Annotated in this window: 20 protein-coding genes; 10 read left to right on the top strand and 10 right to left on the bottom strand. The window is 55.3% G+C overall.

The features are described from left to right. Positions 1-317 precede the first annotated feature (317 nt). From BUE18_RS20815 to BUE18_RS20800, 3 genes are all read left to right on the top strand, one after another. Positions 318-1,907, top strand: coding sequence for a class I adenylate-forming enzyme family protein (locus BUE18_RS20815; protein WP_073478107.1), 1,590 nt, complete (start codon positions 318-320; stop codon positions 1,905-1,907). A 302-nt stretch (positions 1,908-2,209) separates the two neighbouring features. Next, positions 2,210-4,432, top strand: a complete 2,223-nt coding sequence (locus BUE18_RS20805) for a nitrogenase component 1 (protein ID WP_073478105.1) — start codon at positions 2,210-2,212, stop codon at positions 4,430-4,432. Beyond that, on the top strand, positions 4,429-5,715 hold the full coding sequence (locus tag BUE18_RS20800) for a nitrogenase component 1 (protein WP_073478104.1): 1,287 nt from the start codon (positions 4,429-4,431) through the stop codon (positions 5,713-5,715). Before BUE18_RS20805 ends, BUE18_RS20800 begins: the two co-directional genes overlap by 4 nt. A 16-nt stretch (positions 5,716-5,731) precedes the next feature. Here BUE18_RS20800 and BUE18_RS20795 read toward each other — a convergent pair whose 3' ends face one another. Genes BUE18_RS20795 through BUE18_RS20785 form a run of 3 tightly spaced genes read right to left on the bottom strand, consistent with a single transcriptional unit; the run spans position 5,732 to position 7,383 of the window. Then, a complete protein-coding gene (locus tag BUE18_RS20795) occupies positions 5,732-6,259 on the bottom strand; it encodes a carboxymuconolactone decarboxylase family protein (RefSeq protein ID WP_073478103.1) in 528 nt (175 codons plus the stop codon). Positions 6,260-6,278: 19 nt separating this feature from the next. Then, positions 6,279-7,034: a tRNA1(Val) (adenine(37)-N6)-methyltransferase gene (locus BUE18_RS20790; RefSeq protein WP_083611193.1), complete on the bottom strand. Its 756-nt coding sequence runs from the start codon at positions 7,032-7,034 to the stop codon at positions 6,279-6,281. Next, the gene (locus tag BUE18_RS20785) at positions 7,027-7,383 is read right to left on the bottom strand and encodes a DciA family protein (RefSeq protein WP_073478102.1); all 357 of its coding nucleotides are present in this window, start codon (positions 7,381-7,383) and stop codon (positions 7,027-7,029) included. The genes BUE18_RS20790 and BUE18_RS20785 overlap by 8 nt, the downstream gene beginning before the upstream one ends. 159 nt (positions 7,384-7,542) lie before the next feature. Here BUE18_RS20785 and hflK point away from each other — a divergent pair, with 159 nt between their 5' ends. Together hflK and hflC are read left to right on the top strand one after the other, a co-directional pair. After that, positions 7,543-8,625 carry an FtsH protease activity modulator HflK gene (gene hflK / locus BUE18_RS20780; protein ID WP_073478101.1) on the top strand — a complete coding sequence of 361 codons (1,083 nt, stop codon included), beginning with the start codon at positions 7,543-7,545 and terminating at the stop codon, positions 8,623-8,625. Next, positions 8,625-9,644 carry a protease modulator HflC gene (hflC, locus tag BUE18_RS20775; RefSeq protein WP_073478100.1) on the top strand — a complete coding sequence of 340 codons (1,020 nt, stop codon included), beginning with the start codon at positions 8,625-8,627 and terminating at the stop codon, positions 9,642-9,644. The genes hflK and hflC overlap by 1 nt, the downstream gene beginning before the upstream one ends. An 86-nt stretch (positions 9,645-9,730) precedes the next feature. Here hflC and BUE18_RS20770 read toward each other — a convergent pair whose 3' ends face one another. Beyond that, positions 9,731-10,183, bottom strand: a complete 453-nt coding sequence (locus BUE18_RS20770) for a universal stress protein (protein ID WP_073478099.1) — start codon at positions 10,181-10,183, stop codon at positions 9,731-9,733. A gap of 288 nt (positions 10,184-10,471) precedes the next feature. Between BUE18_RS20770 and BUE18_RS20765 the strand changes: the two genes are divergently transcribed. Together BUE18_RS20765 and BUE18_RS28040 are read left to right on the top strand one after the other, a co-directional pair. After that, the gene (locus tag BUE18_RS20765; protein ID WP_139264831.1) at positions 10,472-11,071 is read left to right on the top strand and encodes a winged helix-turn-helix transcriptional regulator; all 600 of its coding nucleotides are present in this window, start codon (positions 10,472-10,474) and stop codon (positions 11,069-11,071) included. Positions 11,072-11,102: 31 nt separating this feature from the next. After that, complete coding sequence (locus tag BUE18_RS28040; RefSeq protein ID WP_170868425.1) at positions 11,103-11,270, top strand: DUF5989 family protein; 168 nt, start codon at positions 11,103-11,105, stop codon at positions 11,268-11,270. Positions 11,271-11,329: 59 nt separating this feature from the next. On the opposite strand, the gene BUE18_RS20760 is transcribed toward BUE18_RS28040, so the two are convergent. The 5 genes from BUE18_RS20760 to alaC form a co-directional block, all read right to left on the bottom strand. Further along, on the bottom strand, positions 11,330-12,127 hold the full coding sequence (locus tag BUE18_RS20760) for a hypothetical protein (RefSeq protein ID WP_139264830.1): 798 nt from the start codon (positions 12,125-12,127) through the stop codon (positions 11,330-11,332). Positions 12,128-12,180: 53 nt separating this feature from the next. Continuing rightward, the gene (locus tag BUE18_RS20755; RefSeq protein WP_073478096.1) at positions 12,181-12,903 is read right to left on the bottom strand and encodes a hypothetical protein; all 723 of its coding nucleotides are present in this window, start codon (positions 12,901-12,903) and stop codon (positions 12,181-12,183) included. Positions 12,904-13,110: 207 nt separating this feature from the next. Next, a complete protein-coding gene (gene thrH, locus BUE18_RS20750; protein ID WP_073478095.1) occupies positions 13,111-13,734 on the bottom strand; it encodes a bifunctional phosphoserine phosphatase/homoserine phosphotransferase ThrH in 624 nt (207 codons plus the stop codon). A gap of 59 nt (positions 13,735-13,793) precedes the next feature. After that, positions 13,794-15,122 carry a homoserine dehydrogenase gene (locus BUE18_RS20745; RefSeq protein ID WP_073478094.1) on the bottom strand — a complete coding sequence of 443 codons (1,329 nt, stop codon included), beginning with the start codon at positions 15,120-15,122 and terminating at the stop codon, positions 13,794-13,796. Between the two features lie 17 nt (positions 15,123-15,139). Next, the gene (gene alaC / locus BUE18_RS20740) at positions 15,140-16,306 is read right to left on the bottom strand and encodes an alanine transaminase (protein WP_073478093.1); all 1,167 of its coding nucleotides are present in this window, start codon (positions 16,304-16,306) and stop codon (positions 15,140-15,142) included. 317 nt (positions 16,307-16,623) lie between these two features. On the opposite strand from alaC, the gene purM reads away from it, so the two are divergent. From purM to tsaD, 3 genes are all read left to right on the top strand, one after another. Then, entirely contained in the window at positions 16,624-17,667 is a 1,044-nt protein-coding gene (purM, locus tag BUE18_RS20735; protein ID WP_073478110.1) for a phosphoribosylformylglycinamidine cyclo-ligase, read from the top strand. 365 nt (positions 17,668-18,032) lie between these two features. Continuing rightward, complete coding sequence (locus tag BUE18_RS20730) at positions 18,033-19,790, top strand: glycosyl transferase (RefSeq protein WP_244549358.1); 1,758 nt, start codon at positions 18,033-18,035, stop codon at positions 19,788-19,790. Between the two features lie 10 nt (positions 19,791-19,800). After that, the gene (gene tsaD, locus BUE18_RS20725; protein WP_073478091.1) at positions 19,801-20,805 is read left to right on the top strand and encodes a tRNA (adenosine(37)-N6)-threonylcarbamoyltransferase complex transferase subunit TsaD; all 1,005 of its coding nucleotides are present in this window, start codon (positions 19,801-19,803) and stop codon (positions 20,803-20,805) included. A gap of 429 nt (positions 20,806-21,234) precedes the next feature. On the opposite strand, the gene betA is transcribed toward tsaD, so the two are convergent. Continuing rightward, positions 21,235-22,893: a choline dehydrogenase gene (gene betA, locus BUE18_RS20720; protein ID WP_073478090.1), complete on the bottom strand. Its 1,659-nt coding sequence runs from the start codon at positions 22,891-22,893 to the stop codon at positions 21,235-21,237. Between the last annotated feature and the right edge of the window lie 19 nt (positions 22,894-22,912).

Raw genomic sequence — 22,912 nt, 5'->3', positions numbered from 1 at the left:
TGAGGAGAGTGATCTATGACTGGCGCCTGTTGCGAGGACGCTACAACATCGTCTCCTTCATGCAAAAAACCGTGGGCTCAATTCTGGACGGCATCCGGAAGAATTGCTGACCGCCCCTGAAAATTTTATAACATCGTAATCCCGTCCGGGCCCCCTGCAAACTGCCTGTTTGGGTGAAAATCGCTGGCGGTTTTGGCTGCCGATCAATTCTTTCTTGCCAAGAACAATGAGTTGTGTCATTTTCACAGACCGTAGTCTGTGAAAATTTTTCAATACTATTCAGAATATCTTTTCAAGGCAGGGAGGAGGCCTCAATTATGTCCTTTGATTTTGGAAGAATACCGGGAAAAAAGAGCTTTGCGGACGACTACATCAGCACCATCCGCATGAACGTCGCCAAATACCCCAAAAAGACGGCGGTCATATTCGGGGATCAGACCATGACCTGGACCGATGTCTGGGAAAACAGCAATCGGCTTGACTTCGCCCTTCTTGAGTTGGGCTTGAACAGGCATGACCGGGTTTTGATTCTGCTGCCCAATTGCCCGGAATACCCGGAAGTTGTCCTGGGCATCAACAAGGCGGCTTGCGTGGCCACGGCCTGCAATTTCCGCCTGACTGCGCCGGAAGTGGCGTATCAGTTGAATGACTGCGGCGCCCGGGCCGTCATCCTTAAAAGCGCTGCAGAGTTGGAGACGGTGTTGTCTATCAAAGATCAGGTTCCGGCTCTGGAGCATGTCATCATGGTGGAAGACGGCGCTCCGGAAGGCGTGTTCGATTATAAATCCCTGTTGGCGCAAGCCCCCGCCGAAGAGCCGGACGTGGAAACCGATCCCGGCGACGTGCATTTGCTCATGTACACCTCAGGCACCACGGGCAAGCCCAAAGCGGCGGCCCGCACCTATAAGAGCGACTACCATATGGCCAACGCGGTCTGCCACGAACTGGGCCTGGGCAGCGACGACGTGTATCTGGCGGCGGCGCCCATGTATGCGGCGGCCAGCATGGGATACACCTTTTCCACCATGATGAGCGCCGGGACATTGGCCATTTTGCCGGCTTTCATCCCGGACAAGATTTTTCCCGAGATTGAAAGAGTCAAGGCCACCTGGATTTTCATGGTGCCCATCATGTACGAGTGGATGCTGAGCACGCCGGCGGAGGTCCTTGGCGCCAGCGACGTATCTTCGGTGCGCCACGTGGTGTCCTGCGGCGCTCCCTTGCATAACGCCACCGCAAAAAAGATGATCGACAGCTTTACCCAGGCCAAGGTTTCCAACTGGCTGGGCGCCTCAGAGTTCGGGTTCATTTCCCGCTATACCTACGAAAACGGCCCGGCGGGCGAAGGCTGCGTGGGCAGGCCGGTCTTTGACCTGGAACTGGCCGTATTCGACGAAGAGGGAAACCGGGCGGCCGTGGACCAGCCGGGCGTGCTTTACGGCCGGGGCTTCAGCATGTGGGAAGGCTATTTGAACAAGCCCGAAGCGACCAAAGAAGCCTTCCTGGATCATGAATGGGGAACCGTGGGCGACATCTGCCGTCAGGGCGAGGACGGCAACTTCTACATCGTAGACCGCAAGAACGACATGATTATCACCGGCGGCATGAACGTGTATCCCGTGGAAATCGAAAACGTGCTCATGGCCCACGACGCTGTGGCCGACGTGGCCGTCATCGGCGTGCCGGACGATAAATGGGGCGAGGCGGTCAAGGCCCTGGTGGTGAAAGCCCAGGGCTCGGAGATTTCCGAGGATGACCTCATCGCCTATTGCAAGGAAAACATGGCCGGATTCAAAACGCCCAAAAGCGTGGAGTTCATCGACCAGGTGCCCAGGTCCATGATCGGCAAGGCCCTGAAGGCCCAAATGCGCAAAAAATACTGGGAAGGCAAGGATACGGTGATCTAACCGTGTTCCTTGAGGCTTTGTTCAGCCGGGCGCCTTTGGTGTGGGGCGCCCGGCCCCAGTACAAATTTTCCAGCACCCCGCCCTTTTACCAATGCTCCCGATGGGAATCCAGAATCATTCTCTCCTTTAACGTTTCACTTCTTTACGCCAAAGACGCTGATCCCCGCCTTCACGAAGATGACGGGCTCGGGAGGAATCCTGGCAATGCAGGAGCCTTTGTGTTAGCGTTCCGGATCAGCCCTTACCACCAATTACGGCTGTTTATCTTGCACTCATAAAATCGCCGGAGGGATTCATTTTTTATGCGAGTAGCAGTATACGGCAAAGGAGGGATTGGAAAATCCACCCTGAGCGCGAACCTGGCGGCGGCCCTGGCCCAGGATAACAAACGGGTGCTCCAGATCGGGTGCGATCCCAAACAGGATTCCACCAGGCTGCTGTTGGGCGGACCCCATCCAAGGCCCGTGCTTGAGTATCTGCGGGAGACGCGCCGGGAAGAGCAGCAATTGGGCGACATTCTCCACCTGGGCTGGAAAGGCGTCCACTGCGTGGAAGCCGGCGGCCCGGAGCCGGGAGTGGGCTGCGCCGGACGCGGCATCCTGAGCGCCTTCGCAATCCTGGAAAACCTGGGCTGCGCCTGGAGCGATTACGACGCCATCATCTATGACGTATTGGGCGACGTGGTGTGCGGAGGATTTTCCGTGCCCTTGCGCAAAGGCTACGCCCAGACCGTGCTTGTGGCCACCTCCGAGGAATTCATGTCCATTTACGCCGCCAACAACATCATCCGGGGCGTTTGCAACATGGAGCAAGGCGAGCCCCGGGCCGTGGGACTGGTGGTAAACCGCCGGGAGCGGGAGGGGGACATCGAGGACGTGCGCCGCTTCGCTGAGGCTGTGGGCGCTCCTATTCTTGCGGTGATTCCCCGCAGCCGGGCCTTTCATGGCGCGGAAAGCCAGGCTCAAACCCTGGCGGAAGCCTGTCCCCAAAGCCCGGAAGCCGAAATCATCCGCAATCTTGCAAAGGCCGTGTTTCAGGCGGAACCCTGCCAGCCCCGGCCTTTGGAGGACAGCGCCCTGGAAGAACTGCTGCTGGGGCGGAATTTTAAGCCCGCCGCTTTTTCCAAAATGGATAAAGCCTCGCAAAATTTATTAACGCCTTTGGCGCAGGCATCCTTACAGGGTCGCCCGGGCGTTTCCCGGTTTTTGTCCAAAAGCCTGTTGGCCCGGGAGCCTTTGCACGGCTGCGCCTTTACCGGCGCCGTAAACACGCTCACCCAAATCCGCAACGCCGTGACCCTGGCCCACGGTCCCAAAAGCTGCGGCCATATTGCGGCCAGCACCATGCTGTCCAGCGGCATGGCCTCGTTACGCAGCCGGGGCGTGCGGCTGCCCGAACAATTGAATCCGGTTTTGATCGGCACGGAAATGTCCGACGACGCCATGATTCACGGAGGCATGGACGCTTTTCGCGCCGGTCTGGACAAAGCCCTGGCCCTGCAGCCGGAAGCAATTTTCGTCACGACCACCTGTCCCGCCGGGGTGATCGGCGATGACGTGGACCAAGCCCTGCCTGTGGGGAACGCATCAAAGCCCCAAATATTGCGAGTAACCACGGACGGCGATATTGAGGGCGACTATCTGCAGGGCGTTATCAACGCCTGCCTGGAAGGCGCGGGCGGGCTTATTGATCCGAGTATTCAACCCGACGATAATTGCGTGAATATTGTGGCGGAGAAAAACATCGCCCTGAACGCCGAGTCCAATTTTCGGGAAATGGAGCGCCTGCTTTCCATGCTGGGATTGCGGGTGAACTGCCGGTTTGTGCGCCAATGTTCGGTGCAGCAATTGCGCGAGTTGCTCCGGGCGCCGCTCCAGCTTCCCGCTTACCTAGACCACCTGGGGCGCGTGCTCCAGGACTTTCTCACAGGCCAATTCGGCTGCACATTCACCCAAAATCCCTTTCCCTCCGGCTTTCATGAAACGGAGCGGTGGCTGCGGGAAATCGCCGATTTTTTCGGCCGGGGAAGCCTTGCTGACCAGGCTTTTGACGCCTTGCGCGGGGAATATCTTCAGGCCATCGACGATTTGCGCCCGCACCTGGCGGGAAAACGCCTGATGCTGGTGACCTATATTCACGACGTGGACTGGATTTTGGAAACGGCTTTTGACCTGGATATGGAAGTCGTCAAGGTGGGCATCTTGAACTATACCCAGGACAACCGCTATCGCACGCGATATAAGGATCGGCTGACGGTTGACGTGGGATACGATCCCCAAAGGCGGGGCGAGGACATCATGGAATTGAAGCCGGACTTGTTTTTAGGCAATTACCAGCCCTCCGGGCTGCCGGAGACAACCCATTACGATACGGTTCCCCTTTGCCCCAACACGGGTCATCTGGGAGGCCTGGCCCTGGCCCAGCGCTGGCGGCGATTGCTTAATGCTCCGTTGCAGGAGGGATGGCGCAAGGACGAAGCCCGGCTTATGAAGGGCGAGGAATTGAATTGGGGAGGCGCGTCATGAAAAATGCAAACGCCTGCCTGCCTCCCGACAGCCTGACCGGCGCCATCATGGCTATGGAAGGCATTCGTGACGCGGCCGTGCTGCTTAACGGCCCTACGGGCTGCAAATTCTATCACGGCGCCGTCGTCGAAGGGCAACTGCCTCGGGAAAGCTCCTTCGACCCCTTGCAGTTTCTCGAAGAATTTTATTTTGGCCAGCCCCGGGTTCCGGCCACCTACCTGGACGGCGACGACTATGTGTTCGGGGCTTCGGCCAAGCTGGAACGCATCCTGCCGACTGTCGCGGCTAAAGGCCATGCCCTGATTGCGGTGGTGAACTCTCCGGGCGCGGCGCTGATCGGGGACGATTTGAACCGGTTCATTCAGGCGGCTAACCTAGACATCCCCTGCGTCGCCTTGGAATCCACCGGGTATTCCGGAACCATGGAGGAAGGCTTCCAGGAAGCTGTCATTCAGACTTTACGGACCTTGAAGCCTCAGCCGACAGCGGAAAAGCCATGCACCGTAAACCTGCTGGGGATTTCCATTTTCCAAAAGCATTGGGAAGGAAACATTGCGGAGCTGACCCGGCTTCTCGCCCTATGCGGTGTAAACGTTGGTGCGGTTGTGTGCGCGGGATCGAGCTTCGAGGAAATCATGGAGATGGGAAACTCGCAATGCAATGTGATGGTGCATGAGGAATTGGGAGGCCGCATTGCAGAGTGGTGCGAATCCCGTTTGGGCCTGCCGGCCATGCGTCCGGTTAACGGCGCTCCCATAGGGTTTGACCAGACCGAAGAATGGGTGCGCGGGGTCTGCCGGGCCGTGGGCGCCTCGCCCCGGCCGGCCGTCGAAGCCATCGACCAGGCCCGCGTCCGCGGGGTGACCTACATCCAAAGGCTGAACTCCCTTACGGGGCTTCCCAAGGGCGCGACATTCGCGGTCAGGGCGCCGGCTTCCATAGCCCTGCCCCTCACCCAGTGGCTGCACGATTATCTGGGCATGGCGCCTGCGGCCGTTGACCTGACCGACGCCGACTCCCTGCTCATACCTGAAATGAAAGAGATCCTGACCCGGGCGAACGCCCTGGACGCCCTGGGCGTTACGGATTTTTCCGGCGTGGACATGATTTTTGCGGACGGCGCTGCGCTGGCTCAAATTTCCAACCCGGACGGCATGATGACCGGCGTTGAAATCGCCCTGCCTACCATGGGATACATAGACGTTGTGCACAAATGCCTTTTAGGCGCCCAGGGATCTCTGCACCTGATTGAATGGATTGTAAACGCCCTGAGGGATTGTTGAATTCCCTTCCCGTTTGCTATTTTCCCATTTTAAATAAGGCGAAGAGTTCCTTTTCGGTTTTGACCATGGCGGCCAGGTGGGCGGCGTCCAGGATGTCTCCGTCGGTATAGCCGAAGGCGCGGAGGGGTTCCAGGTCGCGGGGTTTTATGGATTTGGGGGATTTGAGGGTTTTAATCGTAAAAAGCAGCATGGCTTTTTCGTTTTCCGGCAACGGGGCTTCCTTGAGATCTTTAAGGGGCATATTGGCCCATTTGTCCAAAAGGCCTTCCTTGGTTTTTAACAGCCTGAGATTGAAGGTCTTGCAGGGCTCGAACTTAAGGGCGTGGGCGGCCATAAGGCGTATAAAACACACGAGTTTAAAGGAAAATTTGGGATGGCTTACGTAATAATCCTCCAGGCCCCGCCTGGCTTTCATGAGCCCCACGCTGGAAGAAAACATGCGGTAGTGCTCCGGAACCTCAATCATAGAGGTGAGGAAGTGCAGGTATTCCTTTTCCAGTTCGCCCTGGGCGTCTTGGATGTCCACGGCATCAATTAACGGCATGCCCCCTCCCTTTTTTAGTTCACGACGGATACAGCATGGTCTGGACTTCGTCCGTGTAGGCGTGGGCGTCGTCATCACGGTAGATGAACAAGGGCCTTTCCACGGTAATCTGAGGGCCGGCGCCTTTGACCGCTTCCACCAGCACCAGACGTGCCGGGGATATTGTATTGGAATGCACCGCCCGCATGCGTTTGGGCTCCAGATTGTTTTTCGTCAGGCAATGGATTAACTCGGCCGTTCGAGAGGCCGGATAAACCACGGCGAACCGCCCCCCCTTGCCTAACAACCGCGCTGCGGCGCCCGCCGTGTCCTCAAGGTTGGCAAGGATTTCGTGCCTGGCCGCCGCTTTTTGGGAGTCCGGGTTGATCCTGCCTGACCCCAGGCGGCGATAGGGCGGATTGCTCACCACATAATCAATGTTTTTCGGAAGGCCCGGGATGGGCGTTTTTTTCAAGTCATGGCGTATAACGCTTATCCGTTCTTGCAGGCCGTTTTCCCGGATATTGCGTTCCGCCAGGCCGGCCAGGGAATCCTGGATTTCCACCCCATAGACTTTGATCTCCGAATAAAGGCTCGATAGAATCAAAGGGATGACTCCTGCGCCCGTCCCCAGATCCACGATGACGGAATCCTTCCCGCTCTGGACGAAATGAGGCAAAAGCACGGCGTCCAGAGAGAATCGATACCCGTTTTTTTCCTGAAAAATGCGGATTTTCCCGCCAAGGATGGAGTCGCTGGTCAGATTGTCCTGGCACGGAGAGTTTGCGTCAACCATTTTTCCGGGCCTTTTTGGAAGACGTCTTTTTGCGGGTGGAGCCCGTCTTGAAACGGATTTCCGTGACCAGCCTTGCGCCGATGAGGGAGTTGATCCTCTCCATGATGAAGCGCTTTTCGTACTCCAATTGTTGACTCCAGGGGGCGCTGGAAACCTTGACCATGAGCATGCCCTGCTTGAAGGATTCAGGCTGGGCGTTTTTGGCCGTATCCGGGTCCACGCATTGGCTCCATACGGCGAAGATCCTGTCGATTTCAGGATTCAACTTGTTATCCGTCGCGTTCAGGATGCGTTCCAGGACGGCGGACAACTCTTCGGGGATCTTTTTGACTTTTCGTTTCTCTGCCATATCTTGTTAATGATATGAACCCCAGGTTCTGTCAAGAGAAGACATGGTTTTCGCCGGGATTTCCGTGCAGGTTCCCGGCCGGTTTTCCTTGACCCCAAGGGGTATTTTCCCTATAAGTTGTTTACAACTTCCAAACACTTACAAAAATTAGGAGTTATTATGGCTTGGGATTGGGAAAAACTGAAAGAGCAGCAAAATAAGCGCAAACCCCAACCTCCCCCGCCTCCCGGACAGGGCGGCGGAGGCGGCGGACCGGAGCCTCCCAACTGGGAGGAGATCCTGGATAAATTCAAAGGGACCAAACTGCCGGACATGTGGTGGTTGATCGTCATTCTGGCGGTTATCGTAGGCGTGGGCGCCAGCAGCATGTATACGGTCGGCACCAACGAAGAAGCCGTGGTTCAGCGGTTCGGCGAACATGTACGCACCACGGGTCCGGGTTTGAATTTTAAGTGGCCCTTCAACATCGAAACCGTCAGGCTTATCCCCGTGGACCGGCGCGAGACCGCCAAGTTTGGAATTGACGAGACGCCGGATAGAGACAACTCCCGTTATCAGGGAAGAGAGTCCGATACCGCCAGCGTGTCCTTAATGCTGACCGGCGATCTGAACGTAGCCCTGGTCCCCTGGAGCGTCCAATACAGGATCAAGGACTCGTACAATTATTGCTTCAAGGTCGCCAATCCGGAAAGCACCCTGGAGGATCTGTCCGAAGCCACCATGCGTCTTGTGGTTGGAGACAGCAGCGTGGATGAAGTTTTGACGGAGCGCAGCACGATAGCCCAGGAATTCAAAACCTTGCTGCAAAAGGAGCTGGACGAGGCGGAAACCGGTTTGGAAGTGACTGCGGTCAACCTGGAAAAAACCATGGTGCCCTTGCCGGTCCAACCTTCCTATAATGAAGAAAACCGGGCCGATCAGGAAAGGGAAAAAATTATTCTGCAGGCCAGGGAGGAATACAACAAAGCCATCCCCGCCGCCAGGGGCGAAGCGGAGCGGCTCATACGGGCTGCGGAAGGCTATGAACTGGATCGGGTCAACAGTGCAGAAGGTGATGCCAACCGATTTTTGAGCCTTTATGAAGAATACAAGAAGGCGCCGGAGGTGACGCGCAGGCGATTGTACCTGGAAGCTATCGGGGATGTCCTGCCCGGCATGGGAGACAAGTATATCGTGGATTCGGACCAGAAAAACCTGCTTCCCTTCCTGAACCTATCCGACCAAAAGGAGGCGATAAAATAATGAAACAGGTCATTGTAGTTATACTCATAATCGCCGCCGTGGTCGTTTATAGCTGCGCCTATACCGTGGATGAAACCGAGCAGGTGATTATCACCTGGTTCGGGCGGCCCGTGGGCGACACCATTACGAGCCCAGGTCTTCACTTCAAACTGCCCTGGCCTCTGCACCAGGCTGTTCATTTCCCCAAAAACCTGCAGGAATGGGACGGGGATGCGGACAAAATAAACACGGACGACAAAAAACTCCTGTGGGTGGACACCTTCGCCCGCTGGAAGATCATCGATCCCCTGAAATTCTATAAGTTAACCAACGTGCAGGGCCTGAGCGACAAAGCCAGGATCGATAAGGCCAAAATAAAAATTTCGGAAATCATCAACGCCAAGGTCCGGGATGAAATAACCAATAATTCCTTGATTGAAACCGTGCGCCGGACCAATCGAAAGATTATGGTGGCCAGCCAAAGCGCCGCGGATCAGGAAAAGGCCTTGTATGAGGAAAGCGCCGCAGCCGGTGATGAAGGGGCTCCCGTGATCTTTGAAGACACCCGGTCCCTGGGCGAGGTGAAACTGGGCAGGTCCGAGGTCATGCGCCGCGTCAAGGATCAAGTCAACGTGGATCTGGCGGATTTCGGCATTGAAGTGCTGGACGTCAAGATCAAACGGGTCAATTACACCAAGGACGTGCGTGATGAAGCCTATCAACGGATGATCGCCGAACGTAAGCAAAAGGCGGAAAAAATCCGGTCTGAGGGCCGAGGCAGCGCAAATCGCATCAAGGGCGACATGGAGAAGGAACTGCAGCGCATCAATTCCGAGGCTTACAAGACGGCTCAGGAAATTAAAGGCCGGGCCGACGCGAAAGCCACTGCCATTTACGCCAAGGCCTATGGCGAGGATCCGGAATTTTATTCCTTTATGAAAACCCTGGATACCTACAAAGAAACCTTGAAAAAGGACAGCAGCATCGTGCTATCCACGGATTCGGAGTTCCTCAAGTACTTTAAGGGATCCAAGGAATAGGCCGGCCCGGCCTATCCCGGAGGCGATTCAAGGCGCTCCGCCAAATGCGGCGGAGCGCCTTTTTATTTAGGTGCGTTAGTTGCGGTTTATGCTTCGCGCACCCTGTACGGGTTGATGCTCAGCACCGGCACGGGGCAGGTCTTGACGACTTTTTCAGCCACACTCCCGAAAAAGACTTTTTCCAGTCCCTTGCGGCCATGGGTTCCCACGATCACCAAATCCATTTTTTCCTTATTCACGTAGTTCACGATTTCTTCGGAGGCGTCGCCCAGGACCACGGAGGCCTTTACCGTGGGCAGCGAGGAAAAATTCTCGGAGCTGAATTCTTCCAGACGCTTTTCCGCGCCGGCGATCATTTCCTGCTCCAGCTTGCTGATGGAAAGATCCGGCACGTACAAGGCCGTGAAATGCTCCAAAACGCGAACCACAAAAAGCAGGTGGACTTCCGCTTCGTGCTTGGTCGCCATTTCAATAATAAACGGGGCCATTTTCGGGGACACGTCGGACAAGTCAATAGGACACAGGATTTTCTTGAACATAAGCACTCTCCTTATCTATTATAACGCCGCGTTAGATTGGAACCTTCCACATGTGTTCTCCCGGTCCGAGCAGGCGTCGCCCCCTCGGATGATTTGATTATATCCCTCTTATTGATCTTTCTTCAACTTATAATATGGACCCTGCTGGCATAAAATCAAGGCGGCCAAGGCGGTTCCGGATATTTTTCTTGACTAATTGCGTCAAGTAAGCGAATTTCAGAGATGTTCATTTATTGAACACGAAGGCGCCGAGGCCTTGTCTTTCTTAACCTCAATGAATTGCAGACCATGGACACCCAGGACATACGGACCTTAAAAATTCTGGAGGAGATTGAAAACGGACAGGCGCCCAGCCAGCGGGACCTTGCCGGCAAGCTGGACGTCTCCTTAGGGCTGGTCAATTCCTTTATCAAACGGCTGACTCAAAAGGGGTATTTTAAGGTCACGACGATTCCCAGAAATCGGGTGAAGTATATTCTCACGCCCAAGGGAGCGGCGGAAAAAGCCCGCCTGACCTATGAATTCATCCAGTTTTCCTTTACCTTTTACAAAAGAGTCCGGGAAAATACGGGAAAATATTTCAAGGAACTGGAAACTCAGGGAGTAAAGTCCGTGGCCTTTTGCGGCGCCGGGGAACTGGCGGAAATCGCTTACGTCTCTTTACAGGAGACTTCCGTTTCCCTTGTGTGCATAATAGACGACCAATGCTCCAAAAGCCGCGTTTTGGGCGTTCCTGTTAAGCCTCTCCATCAAGCCAGGTTCTTGGACTGCGAACGTTGCCTGATCACTGCGCCTGAATCCGCTTCCAAAATCAGGGGGTTTTTGGAAGACGCCGGCATTGCCCCGGACAGAATTTCCATTGTTAATTCCTCAGGCAGAATCGTATAATTCAACCTACCCTTAACGGAAAACTCCGGCCATGGAAGAGTTTGAAAACAAAGCGTTCATCGTTGAGTTCTGGGAGTTCCTAAAGGTTCGCAAACGCTATTGGCTGCTGCCGATCGTCATTGTTTTGGCTTTATTGGGCGTGTTGATCTTTTTTGCGGAAAGCAGCTCCGTGGCGCCTTTCATTTATCCCATGTTTTAAACGCGACAAAAAAACGCCCCGAAACCAAATCGGCCGGGGCGTTATGTCATTAATGAAGTTTAGGCTTCCTCCGACGACGGGGGCGCGAAATCTCCGGAGGAAGGCGGCGGCGGGGGATCCACGGAGGGAAGTTCGGACTCCTGCGGCAGAGGCCGGGCGGCGTCCTCCAGGTTAAGCGGGAGGATTTCGTAGGCTTTTTTCATCCTTTTCAAAAACTCAGTCATATATTTGCTGTTCCACGCATCCCTGGCGTCCAGCGCTCTCTCTTTATTAAAAAAGGCGGCGTTATCCTCCATGCTTTCAAAATATGTGACCGAGTACATGGACGTACTGCTGAGTTTGCAAATCATAATATGCATGACGCAAGGATAAGGCAGCCTATAGCCGGCCTTCTCCAGGATTGAGTTTTGGGTTTTGGTGAAAGGCCACGAAGGTGCGATGAGAGCCCAGTTGTGGGTCTTGCCGAGAATTTCCTCGCTGCCCTGATGCAGCTTGTTTCTGTAGCCGGCCAAAAGATCGGAATGAAAAGCCCAATTGGAGGTGCGAGGCAGTTCCTCCACTTCAATCAGCACCCCCCTCTTTACATACAAGGGCGCCTCGCCGTAACGGCTGAGCTCGCCAAACAGCCACCATGGCTTCCTTACGCTGACCACGGTATGGGGCTCATCGGAATCCGAACCCATCCCGGACCGCTCTCCGCCCTCAATAAAGGGCATGGAGGGGCTGACGAGGACCTCGAGTTTTGGCGTGTACATAGAATAAAAAGCATTGCCATGGACGAAACGCCCCGCCCCCCTGCCGGTGCAGGAGGCGAACAACATCACGCATACAACTAATAATATATAGAATTTTCTCATTATTCTCGTCCCTGAGTATTAAATAATCTTATCATGCAATCCCAAAAGCAGGCCTATTGCTGCGGCGACTGCGGCAGCCCTTCACCCGTATATTCTCTTATTTCCGCGGCGGACCCGGCCCTTTTATTAAAAGCGGCGACAAAATCCCCGTCCCATCCGCCCAGTGCGGCGTTGTACGGGGCAATGTCCCCGTAAAGGGGTTGATTGTCGTCAACGCACTCGTAATAAATAATGGAAATAGTCCCTCTTCCGCTAATTTTTCGCAGGGAGTATTTCGTCATGGATACTTTGGGCATGACGTATCCCTTGGATTCCAGCGCCTTGGCTTCGGCTTCCGGCAGAGGCGAGTCTGTGGGGATAATAATCCAATCGTAATTCCGGCCTAAAACGACATCCCGCCCTTTATCCAGATAGTTCTGCACCCGGGAAAAACTGTCCGTTACAAACCTGGCTCTGGAATTGGGTGCAAGTTCCTCAATGATAATCGTCAGCCCTCTTTTAACAAGAAGCTGCTTGTTGGCATTTTGCTCGCACTCCACAAAAAACCACTCGTTCTGATTTTTCTTACCGGATGTATGCACCTCATTCAGGTAGGAGATCAGGACGTTATCATCCATATTTCCAATATATTGTATGGAGTCAGCCACTTGAATTTCGTTTTCGGGCATGTAACGTGAATACAGGGTGTTCTCGTACACTTGACGATAAGAGCCGCTTCCGGCGCAGGAAGCAAAGGCCGCCAAACAGAAAGCTAAAAACACTATGGATTTTTTCATGATTTTCCTCCAAACCATAATTGAATTAATTTTCACGCCATTATCGAAATGAATGGAGTATACAAATACCGTGAATCCACAAAAAGTCAAGGGAAAACCGATATTTTTTAGTATCGCCCCCGAACAATACAGTGTTAAAAACAAAAAAAAGGCGTCAATCCATGCGATTGACGCCCTTGAAAACACCGATGAAAAAGCAGCTTTTTGTTAGCTGCCATGATGGCATTTGCAGCCTAAAACGTCCTTAAAAGCCTTTTTCAATTCTTCGTAATTGCGGGTGACCGGAAATTGCGGATACTCGTCGATCACGTTCTGGGGCGGGGAATACAAAATCCCATGATGAGCCTCTTGGAGCATGGTCACGTCATTATAGGAGTCGCCAGAGGCAATCACATGAAAATTGAGGCTTTTCAAAGCCCTTGCCACGTGCCTTTTTCCGTCCTGCTGCCTGAGGGTGTAGTCTCTGACCATGCCCTGGTCGTCCACTTCCAGGCTGTTGCAGAAAAGCGTGGGGTAGCCCAGTTTTTTCATCAAGGGGCCGGCGAACTCGGCGAAGGTGTCCGACACAATGATCAACTGAGCCTGCTCTTTGAGCCAGTTCACCATATCCACGGCGCCTTCGATGGGATCCATGGTTCCAATCACGTCCTGAATGTCAGCCAGTTTCAGATTGTTTTCATCCAGGATTTCCAGGCGCATTTTCATGAGCACGTCGTAATCGGATATATCCCGCGTGGTGAGGGAGAGCTTTTCAATGCCGGTTTTTTTGGAGACGTTAATCCAAATTTCAGGGATGAAAACCCCTTCCAAATCGCAACAAATGATGTCCATGTTTACATTCCTTCACGAAATCGCCCTACCCTGGCCCACCGGCTCAAGGGGATAAAGGCCTATTCCTGGTTTTCATCCTCTATCCGGATAAGCATGGGTTCTTCGGCGATCACATCCAGACTGCCAACCTCTTCAAGAGCCTTACGGATGTTCGCTTCCTTTGCCTCATGAGTGAGCATGACGATGGGCACCGGGCCTTCCGTATGCCTGCCCTTTTGGTGCACGCTGGCGATGCTGATGGAGTATTTGGCCAGCACGCCGGAAATCACGGACAGCACGCCGGGCCTGTCCAGGGCGGAAAAACGTACGTAGTAGCGGGTGACCAACTCGTCCATGGGCATGAGGGGCAGTTCCCTGATAGCCGCAGGCTGATAGGAGAAGGCCGGAATCCTGGGATGGCAGCCCAGCTGGATGTTCCTGGCGGCGTCCACGATGTCGCCCACCACCGCGCTGGCCGTCGGCATCATGCCGGCGCCCGCGCCGTAAAGGACCATTTCGCCCACGGCGTCGCCCACAATCTTCACCGCATTCATGTTCCTGCCCACGGAGGAAAGGAGATTGTCGTGGGTAATCATGGTGGGATGCACTCGGGCTTCCACAAAGTCTCCGTGGTTCTTTGCAATGGCCAGAAGTTTGACCGAATACCCGAACTCCGCCGCAATGGTGATGTCCAAGGGCGTAATGCGGGTGATGCCGTCCACATAGATTTCCTTGTAGTTCACCCGGGTCCCGAAGGCCAAAGCCACGGACAAGGCCAGTTTATGCACTGTGTCCATGCCTTCCACGTCAAGGGTGGGGTCAGCCTCGGCGAATCCCAGTTCCTGGGCTTGCGCCAGAGCCTGGTCAAAAGGCATGCCTTCCTGGGTGATCTGAGTCAGGATGTAATTGCACGTCCCGTTTAAAATGCCGAAAATGGAATCCACCTTATTGGAGACCAGGGACTCCCGCAGGCTTTTTATCACGGGCATGCATCCGCCCACGCTGGCTTCGAACAGAAAATCCGCGCCCGACTTTTCGCAGGCTACGGCGATTTCGTCCCGATAGGCCGCAACCAGCGCTTTATTGGCCGTGACCACCGTCTTCCCTTTGTTCAGGGCCGCCAGGACAAAATCCTTGGCGATCCCCTGCCCCCCGATGAGCTCCACAATGATGGGAATAGTCGGATCGTTGATCACCTCCATGGCGTCGTTGGTGTAGATCCCGTCGGCCAGGTTCAGGCCGGCAACGGCGTCCGGATTGATGTCCGCCGCTTTGGCCAGCTTGATCTCCATGCCGATGCGGGAGGCGATGAGATCGCCGTTTTGAGCCAGAAGTTTCGCAACTCCCGCGCCCACCACGCCGCAGCCTAAGAGTCCCACGGAAATGGAGTTTCCGGAAAGATTATCCATTATAGTCTCCCATGAAGTTACAGGACGTTGCGAATGCCCCGCAATGCCTGCTGGGTGCGCATTTTGTTTTCGATGAGTGCAAAGCGGACGTAATCGTCGCCGTAATGCCCGAAGCCGAGCCCCGGAGCGACCGCCACCTTGGCTTCCCTGACGAGCATCTTGGAAAATTCCACCGAGCCCATGCTCCGGTATTGCTCGGGAATTTTCGCCCACACAAACATGGTGCCCTTGGGCGGAGGAACGTCCCAGCCCATTTTGGAAAGGCCGTCGCACAGCGTGTCCCGGCGCATTTTATAGGTCTGGCGAATTTCTTCCACGCATTCCTGCTCGCCGTTCAGGGCGATGATGGAGGCGATCTGGATGGGCTGAAAAATGCCGTAGTCCAGATAGCTTTTGATGCGCCTTAAGGCGGCTACGATTTTCGGGTTGCCCACGCAAAAGCCCACGCGCCATCCTGCCATGCTGTAGCTCTTGGACAGAGAGAAGAACTCCACGCCCACATCCTTGGCGCCGGGCGCCTGGAGAAAGCTGGGGGCCTTGTATCCGTCGTAGGTCAGGTCGGCGTATGCAAAATCGTGCACGACCATGATGTCGTGTTCTTTGGCGAACTCCACGATTTTGGTGAAGAAATCCAGGTCAATGACCTCTCCCGTGGGGTTGTGGGGAAAGGAAAGGACCATCATTTTCGGTTTGGGCCAGGTCTGCCTGGTGGCCGTGATCAGGTTTTCAAAAAAATCCGTGTCAGGCCCCAGGGGAATCTGACGTACATCCCCGCCCGCTATAATCGCCGAATACGGATGAATGGGATAGGTCGGGCTTGGGGAAAATACAACGTCTCCTGGCCTGATGGTCACCAGCACGAGGTGAGAAATGCCCTCTTTGGCGCCGATGGTGACAATGGCTTCGTTTTCGTAGTCAATGTCCACATCGTAGCGGCGTTTATACCAATCGGCGATGGCCATGCGCAGCTTGCGAATGCCCATGGATGCAGAGTACCGATGGTTGTGGGGCTTCTGGGCGGCCTCAACCATTTTATCCACAATGTGCTGGGGAGTTCCCAGGTCGGGATTTCCCATGCCCAGATCAATGATGTCCTCACCCGCTCGCCTCGCCTCCATCTTGATCTCATTGACTTGGGCGAAGACATAGGGGGGCAATCTGTCCAATCTGGCGAACTCTTTCATGGCAAATCCTCTATTAGTATAAGGTTAAGGTTTTACAGGCATCACAAGGCCTGTTGTCAAAGTTGATACTGATACACCACCCCGGCTTGCATGTCAAAAAAATTGTTTTGACTTTTGGGCCTGCCAAGTCTACCATTCAGGCTTGGCTGATACAAGAAAGCCGCAACCTGGAAAGATTATCCGGGGCCTTTTTTAAAGCAGGAGGGAGCCCGTGGCTCAAGCCCGGGTTCGCCAGGCGCCATTGGACCGGCGGCGAAGCGCCAAAGACGCTCCAACGGCCTGTTTATATCAACAATTTTTGCGGGAGTACGAAATACATGGCCAAGTCCCTTTCCTACGCGGATGCAGGCGTCGACATTGATAAAGCCAACCGGCTGGTGGACAGAATCAAGACAATCGTGAAGTCAACCCCCCGCCAGGGCGTAATCGGCGGCATAGGGGGGTTCGGCGGATTGTTCTCCCTGAACACCGAGCAATACGAAAGGCCCGTGCTCGTCAGCTCCACGGACGGCGTGGGAACCAAGCTGCGCGTGGCCATCATGATGGACAAGCACGACACCATCGGCATCGACCTGGTGGCCATGAGCGTGAACGACATTGTGGTTCAAGGCGCCAAGCCTTTGTTTTTTCTGGACTACCTGTCCATGGGAAAACTGAACGAAAACACCGCCGCAGATATCATCGAGGGAGTGGCCGAAGGATGCCGCCAGGCCAACTGCGCCCTGATTGGCGGGGAAACCGCGGAAATGCCCGGCATGTATGAAGACGGCGACTACGATCTGGCGGGCTTCGCCGTAGGCATCGCCGACAATTTCAAGATCGTGGACGGTTCGGACGTGGGCCAGGGCAACGTGCTTTTGGGCATCGCCTCCACCGGGCTTCATTCCAACGGGTATTCCCTGGCCAGAAAGGTGTTTTTCGATCACCTGGGCCTGAAAGTGGACTCCTATGTGGAGGACCTGGGGATGACCGTGGGCGAGGCCATGCTCGAACCCACCAAAATCTACGCGGAAATAGTCCGGAACCTTATCCGGGACATCCATGTAAACGGAATGGCTCATATTACCGGCGGCGGCATCATCGACAACCTGCCCCGAACCATTCCCCAGTCCTGCAAGGCCGTCATCCGGGAAGGCTCCTGGGAGTACCCGGCCGTGTTCCCGTTCATGAAAAAAGCCGGGGACATCGACGAAATGGAAATGATGCGCACTTTCAACAACGGCATCGGGCTGGTCGCCGTCATCCCCGAACCCCAGGTCCAGGAAGCCCTGGAACTGATGCAGGCCATGGGCGAAAAAGCCTATGTCATAGGCGAAATTGCAGCCCGCGGCGAAAATGACGATCGCATAGAATGGAAATAAAAAAATCAGGCGAATCCTGCCGGATTCCAGGTCCAAAAGTCAAGCCCAAGAGCTTTTTAGGACGGTTTTTTGCCTGGATCGCCAAGGGGGCGGAAAATCAGACCTGCGCCTCCTGAGGCCCCAGAAGATCCGGCGCCGGGCAGGCGCCCAGGAAACCAAGATAAGTAGCATTTGATGAATCATGCTGCGATGCGCCCTTTTCGACATAAGGGCGCGTCCTATACCAATAGCGCGGCGTCTTATTCGGCCATGGGGTTAGGCCTAACCAAAAATTCCTATTTGAAATCATAACAAAAATGCTCGCACTATATTATCCCCTCGCCGCTTTTCTGATTTGCCTTGCAGCCACCCCTGCAGTTCAATGGATGGCGCACAAAAGGGATTGGCTCGCCCATCCCACGGCGGACAGATGGCACCAAAAGCCCACCGCCCTCATGGGGGGCATCGCCATTTACACGGGCATCAGCATTCCTTTATACATTCTTTCGGATTTCACCCTGGAAAAGAGCTTTGTCCCGGGCATCGCCCCCATGCACGCCGGCCCCCATGCAGGCGCCGTGCTGTGGCTTGGGGTCACCTTGCTCTTCACCCTGGGACTGGTGGACGATTTTCTGAAAATCAAGCCCCAAAGCAAATTGCTGGGCCAGATTCTGGTGGCTTTGATGGCGACCTTTTTCGGATACAGGCTTTGCTGGTTCGAGTCCATGACCCTGGACACCATGATTTCCGTCTTTTGGATTGTGGGCATAACAAACGCCTTGAATCTCTTGGATAATATGGACGGGCTTTGCGCCGGAGTCGGGGCCGTTGCTTCGTTTTTCCTGGCCATGCTGTTGTGGGACACCAACTTTCTGCTGGCGGTCATGAGCCTGATTTTGTGCGGGTCTTTGGCGGCCTTTCTGGTGTTCAACTTCAATCCGGCCTCCATTTTCATGGGGGACTGCGGCAGCCTGGTGATTGGCTTCACCCTGGCTTTCTTGAGCATCTGCTACGCCGGGTTTTCGGCGCCCCCCCACGGCATCGCGAAATACGCTTGCCCCATCATGGTGATGATGGTCCCCATATTCGACACCTCTCTGGTGACATTCATCCGGCTGCTATCAGGGCGAAAAGCCTCCATGGGGGGCAAGGACCACACCTCGCACCGGCTGGTGCTCATCGGGTTATCGGAAAAAAAGGCGGCCCTGGCCTTGTACGCCATCGCCTCCATTTCGGGACTGGCGGCCATGTTCGTGGACCGGCACGACACCTTGAGCACGCCCCTGGTATTGGTCCCTTTGGCATTGGCCATCCTGCTCATGGGCGTGTACCTGGCGCAGTTGCGGGTGTATCCGGAAAAGGAGTTCTCCGTACTGCGGGACAAAACCTTTACGCCGGTTCTGATGGAACTGACCTACAAGCGCCAACTGGCATTGGTGGTTCTGGATTTCTGGCTCATCGCCTTTTCCTATTACATGTCATACCGCCTGCGCTTTAACATTGACGACTTCAAATTCTACTTCGAGGTTTTCCTCCAAAGCCTGCCCATCATCATCGGATGCAAAATAACGGCCTTTTACGCCATGGGCGTGTATCGCGGCGTGTGGGACTCGTTCAGCTTCAATGATATCTACGTGCACATTAAAGCCACCATGCTGGGCACGCTCTTGAGCGTGGTTTTAATCACCTATGTGTTCCGGTTTCAGGACTTTTCCAAGGGCTTGTTCGTGATCGACTGGCTGGGCCTCACAGGATTGGTCCTCCTTACCCGGGGCTCCTTTCGCTTGTTCATGGACGCCATGAAGCGCAGCAGCCTCAAAGGCGACCGGGTGCTTTTGTACGGAGCCGGAAGGGGGGGAGAAATTCTCCTGCGGGAGATCATGAACAACAAGCACAGGCGCCTTGTGCCGGCGGGCTTTCTGGACGACGATCCCATGAAGGCGGGCAAGCGGCTCCAGGGATACCCGGTGCACGCCGCCAAGGAAGACCTTGACGCCCTGCTCGCCAAAGAGGAGGTTCGGGGGATAGTCATCGCCTATATCAATCCTTCGGAGCAAAAAATGGCGAGGCTCAAGGAGATCTGCCGAAAGAACCAATTATTCTTAAAAAAATTCAGCGTTTGCATAGAGGACGTTGAAGTATAGCTTAAAGCCCATGAAAACAATCCTCGGAATCGAATCATCCTGCGACGAAACCGCCGCCGCCGTGGTTAGCCGCGGAACGGAAATCCTGTCCTCGGTGGTCGCTTCGCAAATCAAGGTGCACGCCCCCTTCGGCGGAGTGGTGCCTGAACTGGCCTCCCGCAAGCACTTGGAAAGCATCGCTCCGGTGGTTGAACAGGCTCTGGAAGATGCCGGAATATCAAGGGATCAGATAGACGGCGTGGCCGTAACGCGCGGCCCCGGACTGGTGGGCGCCTTGCTGGTGGGATTCTCCTTCGCCAAAGCCTACGCCTTTGCTTTAGACGTGCCCTGGGTGGGGGTGAATCATCTTCTGGGGCATATCCACTCGGTCCTTATGTCGCCCTCCCCCCCTGAATTCCCATTCGCCGCGCTGCTGGTTTCCGGCGGGCACACCAGCATCTATAAGGTAAGCTCCCGCACGGACATGGAAGTCATGGGCCAGACCCGGGACGACGCCGCGGGCGAGGCTTTTGACAAGGTGTCCAAGGCCATGGGCCTGGGGTATCCGGGCGGCGAGATTATCAGCAAGCTGGCGGAAAGCGGTGATCCCCATAAAATTTCCTTCCCAAGATCCTGGCTGGACAAGAAAAAATTCGACTTTTCCTTTTCCGGCATCAAAACCGCGGTTGGCCGCTATATGCAGGTCCATGAAGATTCCTGGCACGACGAAAAAGCGGACATCGCCGCAAGTTTTCAGGAAGCCGTGGTGGAGGTTTTGGCGACCAAGTTGATCAATGCCGCGAAAAGCATCGGCTGTCCCAGGGTGGCCGTGGCGGGAGGCGTGGCCGCCAACGCCTGCTTGAGAGACCGGGTGACCCAATTGGCGGCCAAGGCAGGCATGAGCGTGCACTTGCCGGATATCTCCCTGTGCGGAGACAACGCCGCCATGATCGCCGCCGCAGGCTATTACAAACTCGCAGCCGGAGAACGCTCCCCCCTGAATATGGACGTGTTTTCCCGAATGGAAAAGCTCTGATTCATTGGCTGTAAAATCTGGGCGCAAATAGAAGATAACAAGCCCCCGGCGGAATCATCGCCGGGGGCTTTATTCTTTTTGGATGTGGACAGGAAGGACGCTTGGTCTCCGTTTTCGGGACTGCCGGAGCTTTCAGGCCTAGTCATGTTGGGTTTCGCAAGCTCTACCCAACCTACGTCTTTTCGAGTAAAAAATAGTAGGTTGGATTAAAAAGTTCGATTTTTTCGAGTCACGCTAACGGCAATGCTATTGGACTTCGAGCCAAAAAACAAATAGCGACGCATCCATACGGCTGAAATTTCCAAGCGCCATAAAAAACCGTCATTCCCGCAAGGGCGATCCGTTTTTCGGGATCGCACGCAAGCGGGAACCCAGCGTCCTTCTTATTCAGCGCCTTAAGCGGCATAGTTGTTTAAATACAACAAGGGGCTATGCTTCCGCCTCATCCTGCGCCTTGGTATAGTAGGGAACCTCCACCGGCGGCGCGGGGGTGTTGCCCAAAATCAGATCCGCGGCTTTTTCCGCGATCATCATGGTCGGCGCGTAGATGTTGCCGTTGGTGACGTAAGGCATGATGGACGCATCCACCACCCGAAGGTTTTCGATGCCGTGCACCCTGAGCTCGGGATCCACAACCGCCATATCGTCCGTGCCCATCTTGCATGTGCAGCTCGGATGATAGGCGCTTTCCCCTTCCCTGGCGATGAAGTCAAGGATTTCCTCATCGGTCTGGCACTGAGGCCCGGGCGCCAGTTCGTCGCCGCGCAATCCATCGAAGGCCGGCTGAGTCATGATTTCCCGGGTTTTGTGGATGGCTTCCACCCAGTTTTTCCGCTCCTGCTCGGTGGAGAGATAATTGAACTGGATGGCCGGGTATTCCCTGGGATCGGCGGACTTGATCTTGACCGTACCGCGCACGTCCGTGTTCATGGGGCCCACATGCACCTGGTATCCATGCCCTTCCTGGGCCACGGACCCGTCGTAGCGGATGGCGATGGGCAGGAAGTGGTATTGGAGGTTGGGATATTCCACTTCATCGTTGCTGCGGATAAATCCGCCCGCCTCAAAATGGTTGCTGGCGCCAATGCCCTTGCGCATGAACAGCCACTGGAAGCCGATCCAGGGCTGCCTCCACCACTTGAGCGCGGGGGCGATGCTCACGGGCTGTTTGCAGCCGTACTGAACGTAGACTTCCAGGTGGTCCTGGAGGTTTTCGCCCACGCCGGGGAGGTCGTGCACCACGTTGATGCCCAGTTTTTGCAGTTCCTCGCCGTTGCCGATTCCCGAAACCTGCAGCAGTTGGGGGGATGCAATGGAGCCGCCGCAGCAGATGATCTCGCCGCCGAATGCCTGGTTCAGGGTCTTGCCCTTCATGTATTCCACGCCAATGGCTTTTTTACCCTTGAACAGAATGCGGGTAGTCGTGGCCTGAGTCCGCACTTTCAGGTTTTCGCGATGCTTGACCGGATGCACGTAAGCCCTGGCTGCGTTCCAGCGGCGTCCCCGATAGCAGGTTCTGTCAAAGCCGGAAAAGCCTTCCTGCTGGAAGCCGTTCACGTCTTCGGTGATGGGGTATCCGGCTTCCTGGACCGCCCGGAAAAAGGCGGTGAAGAGCGGATTGTCCAGGTCGGGCGAGGTAAGGTACAGGGGACCGCCTACGCCGTGATAGGCGTCCGCGCCCATGCACCGGGATTCAAAGCGCTGGAAATACGGCAGGCAATGGGCGTAATCCCAATTTTCCAGGCCGTCTTCCTTGGCCCATTTCTGGTAGTCCAGGGCGTTGCCGCGGATGTAGATCATGCCGTTGATGCAACTGGACCCGCCCAGCACCTTGCCCTTGGGCTGGTAAACCCGGCGATTGTGCATGTATGGCTCGGGCTCGGACTCGTACCACCAATTATACGTCTTGCCCGCCAGCGGAAAGGTCAGGGCCGCGGGCATATGAATGCGGAAGTCCATTTTATAATCCGGCCTGCCCGCCTCCAGGACCAGCACCTTGTTGGACGGATTGACGCTCAGGCGGTTGGCCAGGACGCTGCCTGCGGAACCGCCGCCTATGATGATGTAGTCGTAATAGTTGCGTGCCATAATTGCTCCTGCTTCATTT

Origin of the sequence: Desulfatibacillum alkenivorans DSM 16219, from assembly GCF_900142135.1 — a bacterium.
Classification (GTDB): domain Bacteria; phylum Desulfobacterota; class Desulfobacteria; order Desulfobacterales; family Desulfatibacillaceae; genus Desulfatibacillum; species Desulfatibacillum alkenivorans.
Note: the sequence above shows the minus strand (reverse complement) of the source record. Positions and strands in the feature narration are given on the sequence as shown.

What these genes read in the sequence shown, in the direction of transcription:
- alaC (WP_073478093.1), bottom strand. Translation starts at nt 16,306, where the DNA reads ATGAAAGAGTTCGCCAGATTGGACAGATTGCCCCCCTATGTCTTCGCC.
- BUE18_RS20730 (WP_244549358.1), top strand. Translation starts at nt 18,033, where the DNA reads ATGGCGCACAAAAGGGATTGGCTCGCCCATCCCACGGCGGACAGATGG.
- tsaD (WP_073478091.1), top strand. Translation starts at nt 19,801, where the DNA reads ATGAAAACAATCCTCGGAATCGAATCATCCTGCGACGAAACCGCCGCC.
- thrH (WP_073478095.1), bottom strand. Translation starts at nt 13,734, where the DNA reads ATGGACATCATTTGTTGCGATTTGGAAGGGGTTTTCATCCCTGAAATT.
- BUE18_RS20815 (WP_073478107.1), top strand. Translation starts at nt 318, where the DNA reads ATGTCCTTTGATTTTGGAAGAATACCGGGAAAAAAGAGCTTTGCGGAC.
- purM (WP_073478110.1), top strand. Translation starts at nt 16,624, where the DNA reads ATGGCCAAGTCCCTTTCCTACGCGGATGCAGGCGTCGACATTGATAAA.
- BUE18_RS20770 (WP_073478099.1), bottom strand. Translation starts at nt 10,183, where the DNA reads ATGTTCAAGAAAATCCTGTGTCCTATTGACTTGTCCGACGTGTCCCCG.
- BUE18_RS20800 (WP_073478104.1), top strand. Translation starts at nt 4,429, where the DNA reads ATGAAAAATGCAAACGCCTGCCTGCCTCCCGACAGCCTGACCGGCGCC.
- BUE18_RS20805 (WP_073478105.1), top strand. Translation starts at nt 2,210, where the DNA reads ATGCGAGTAGCAGTATACGGCAAAGGAGGGATTGGAAAATCCACCCTG.
- BUE18_RS28040 (WP_170868425.1), top strand. Translation starts at nt 11,103, where the DNA reads ATGGAAGAGTTTGAAAACAAAGCGTTCATCGTTGAGTTCTGGGAGTTC.
- BUE18_RS20760 (WP_139264830.1), bottom strand. Translation starts at nt 12,127, where the DNA reads ATGAGAAAATTCTATATATTATTAGTTGTATGCGTGATGTTGTTCGCC.
- BUE18_RS20790 (WP_083611193.1), bottom strand. Translation starts at nt 7,034, where the DNA reads ATGGTTGACGCAAACTCTCCGTGCCAGGACAATCTGACCAGCGACTCC.
- BUE18_RS20755 (WP_073478096.1), bottom strand. Translation starts at nt 12,903, where the DNA reads ATGAAAAAATCCATAGTGTTTTTAGCTTTCTGTTTGGCGGCCTTTGCT.
- BUE18_RS20785 (WP_073478102.1), bottom strand. Translation starts at nt 7,383, where the DNA reads ATGGCAGAGAAACGAAAAGTCAAAAAGATCCCCGAAGAGTTGTCCGCC.
- BUE18_RS20795 (WP_073478103.1), bottom strand. Translation starts at nt 6,259, where the DNA reads ATGCCGTTAATTGATGCCGTGGACATCCAAGACGCCCAGGGCGAACTG.
- hflK (WP_073478101.1), top strand. Translation starts at nt 7,543, where the DNA reads ATGGCTTGGGATTGGGAAAAACTGAAAGAGCAGCAAAATAAGCGCAAA.
- BUE18_RS20745 (WP_073478094.1), bottom strand. Translation starts at nt 15,122, where the DNA reads ATGGATAATCTTTCCGGAAACTCCATTTCCGTGGGACTCTTAGGCTGC.
- hflC (WP_073478100.1), top strand. Translation starts at nt 8,625, where the DNA reads ATGAAACAGGTCATTGTAGTTATACTCATAATCGCCGCCGTGGTCGTT.
- betA (WP_073478090.1), bottom strand. Translation starts at nt 22,893, where the DNA reads ATGGCACGCAACTATTACGACTACATCATCATAGGCGGCGGTTCCGCA.
- BUE18_RS20765 (WP_139264831.1), top strand. Translation starts at nt 10,472, where the DNA reads ATGGACACCCAGGACATACGGACCTTAAAAATTCTGGAGGAGATTGAA.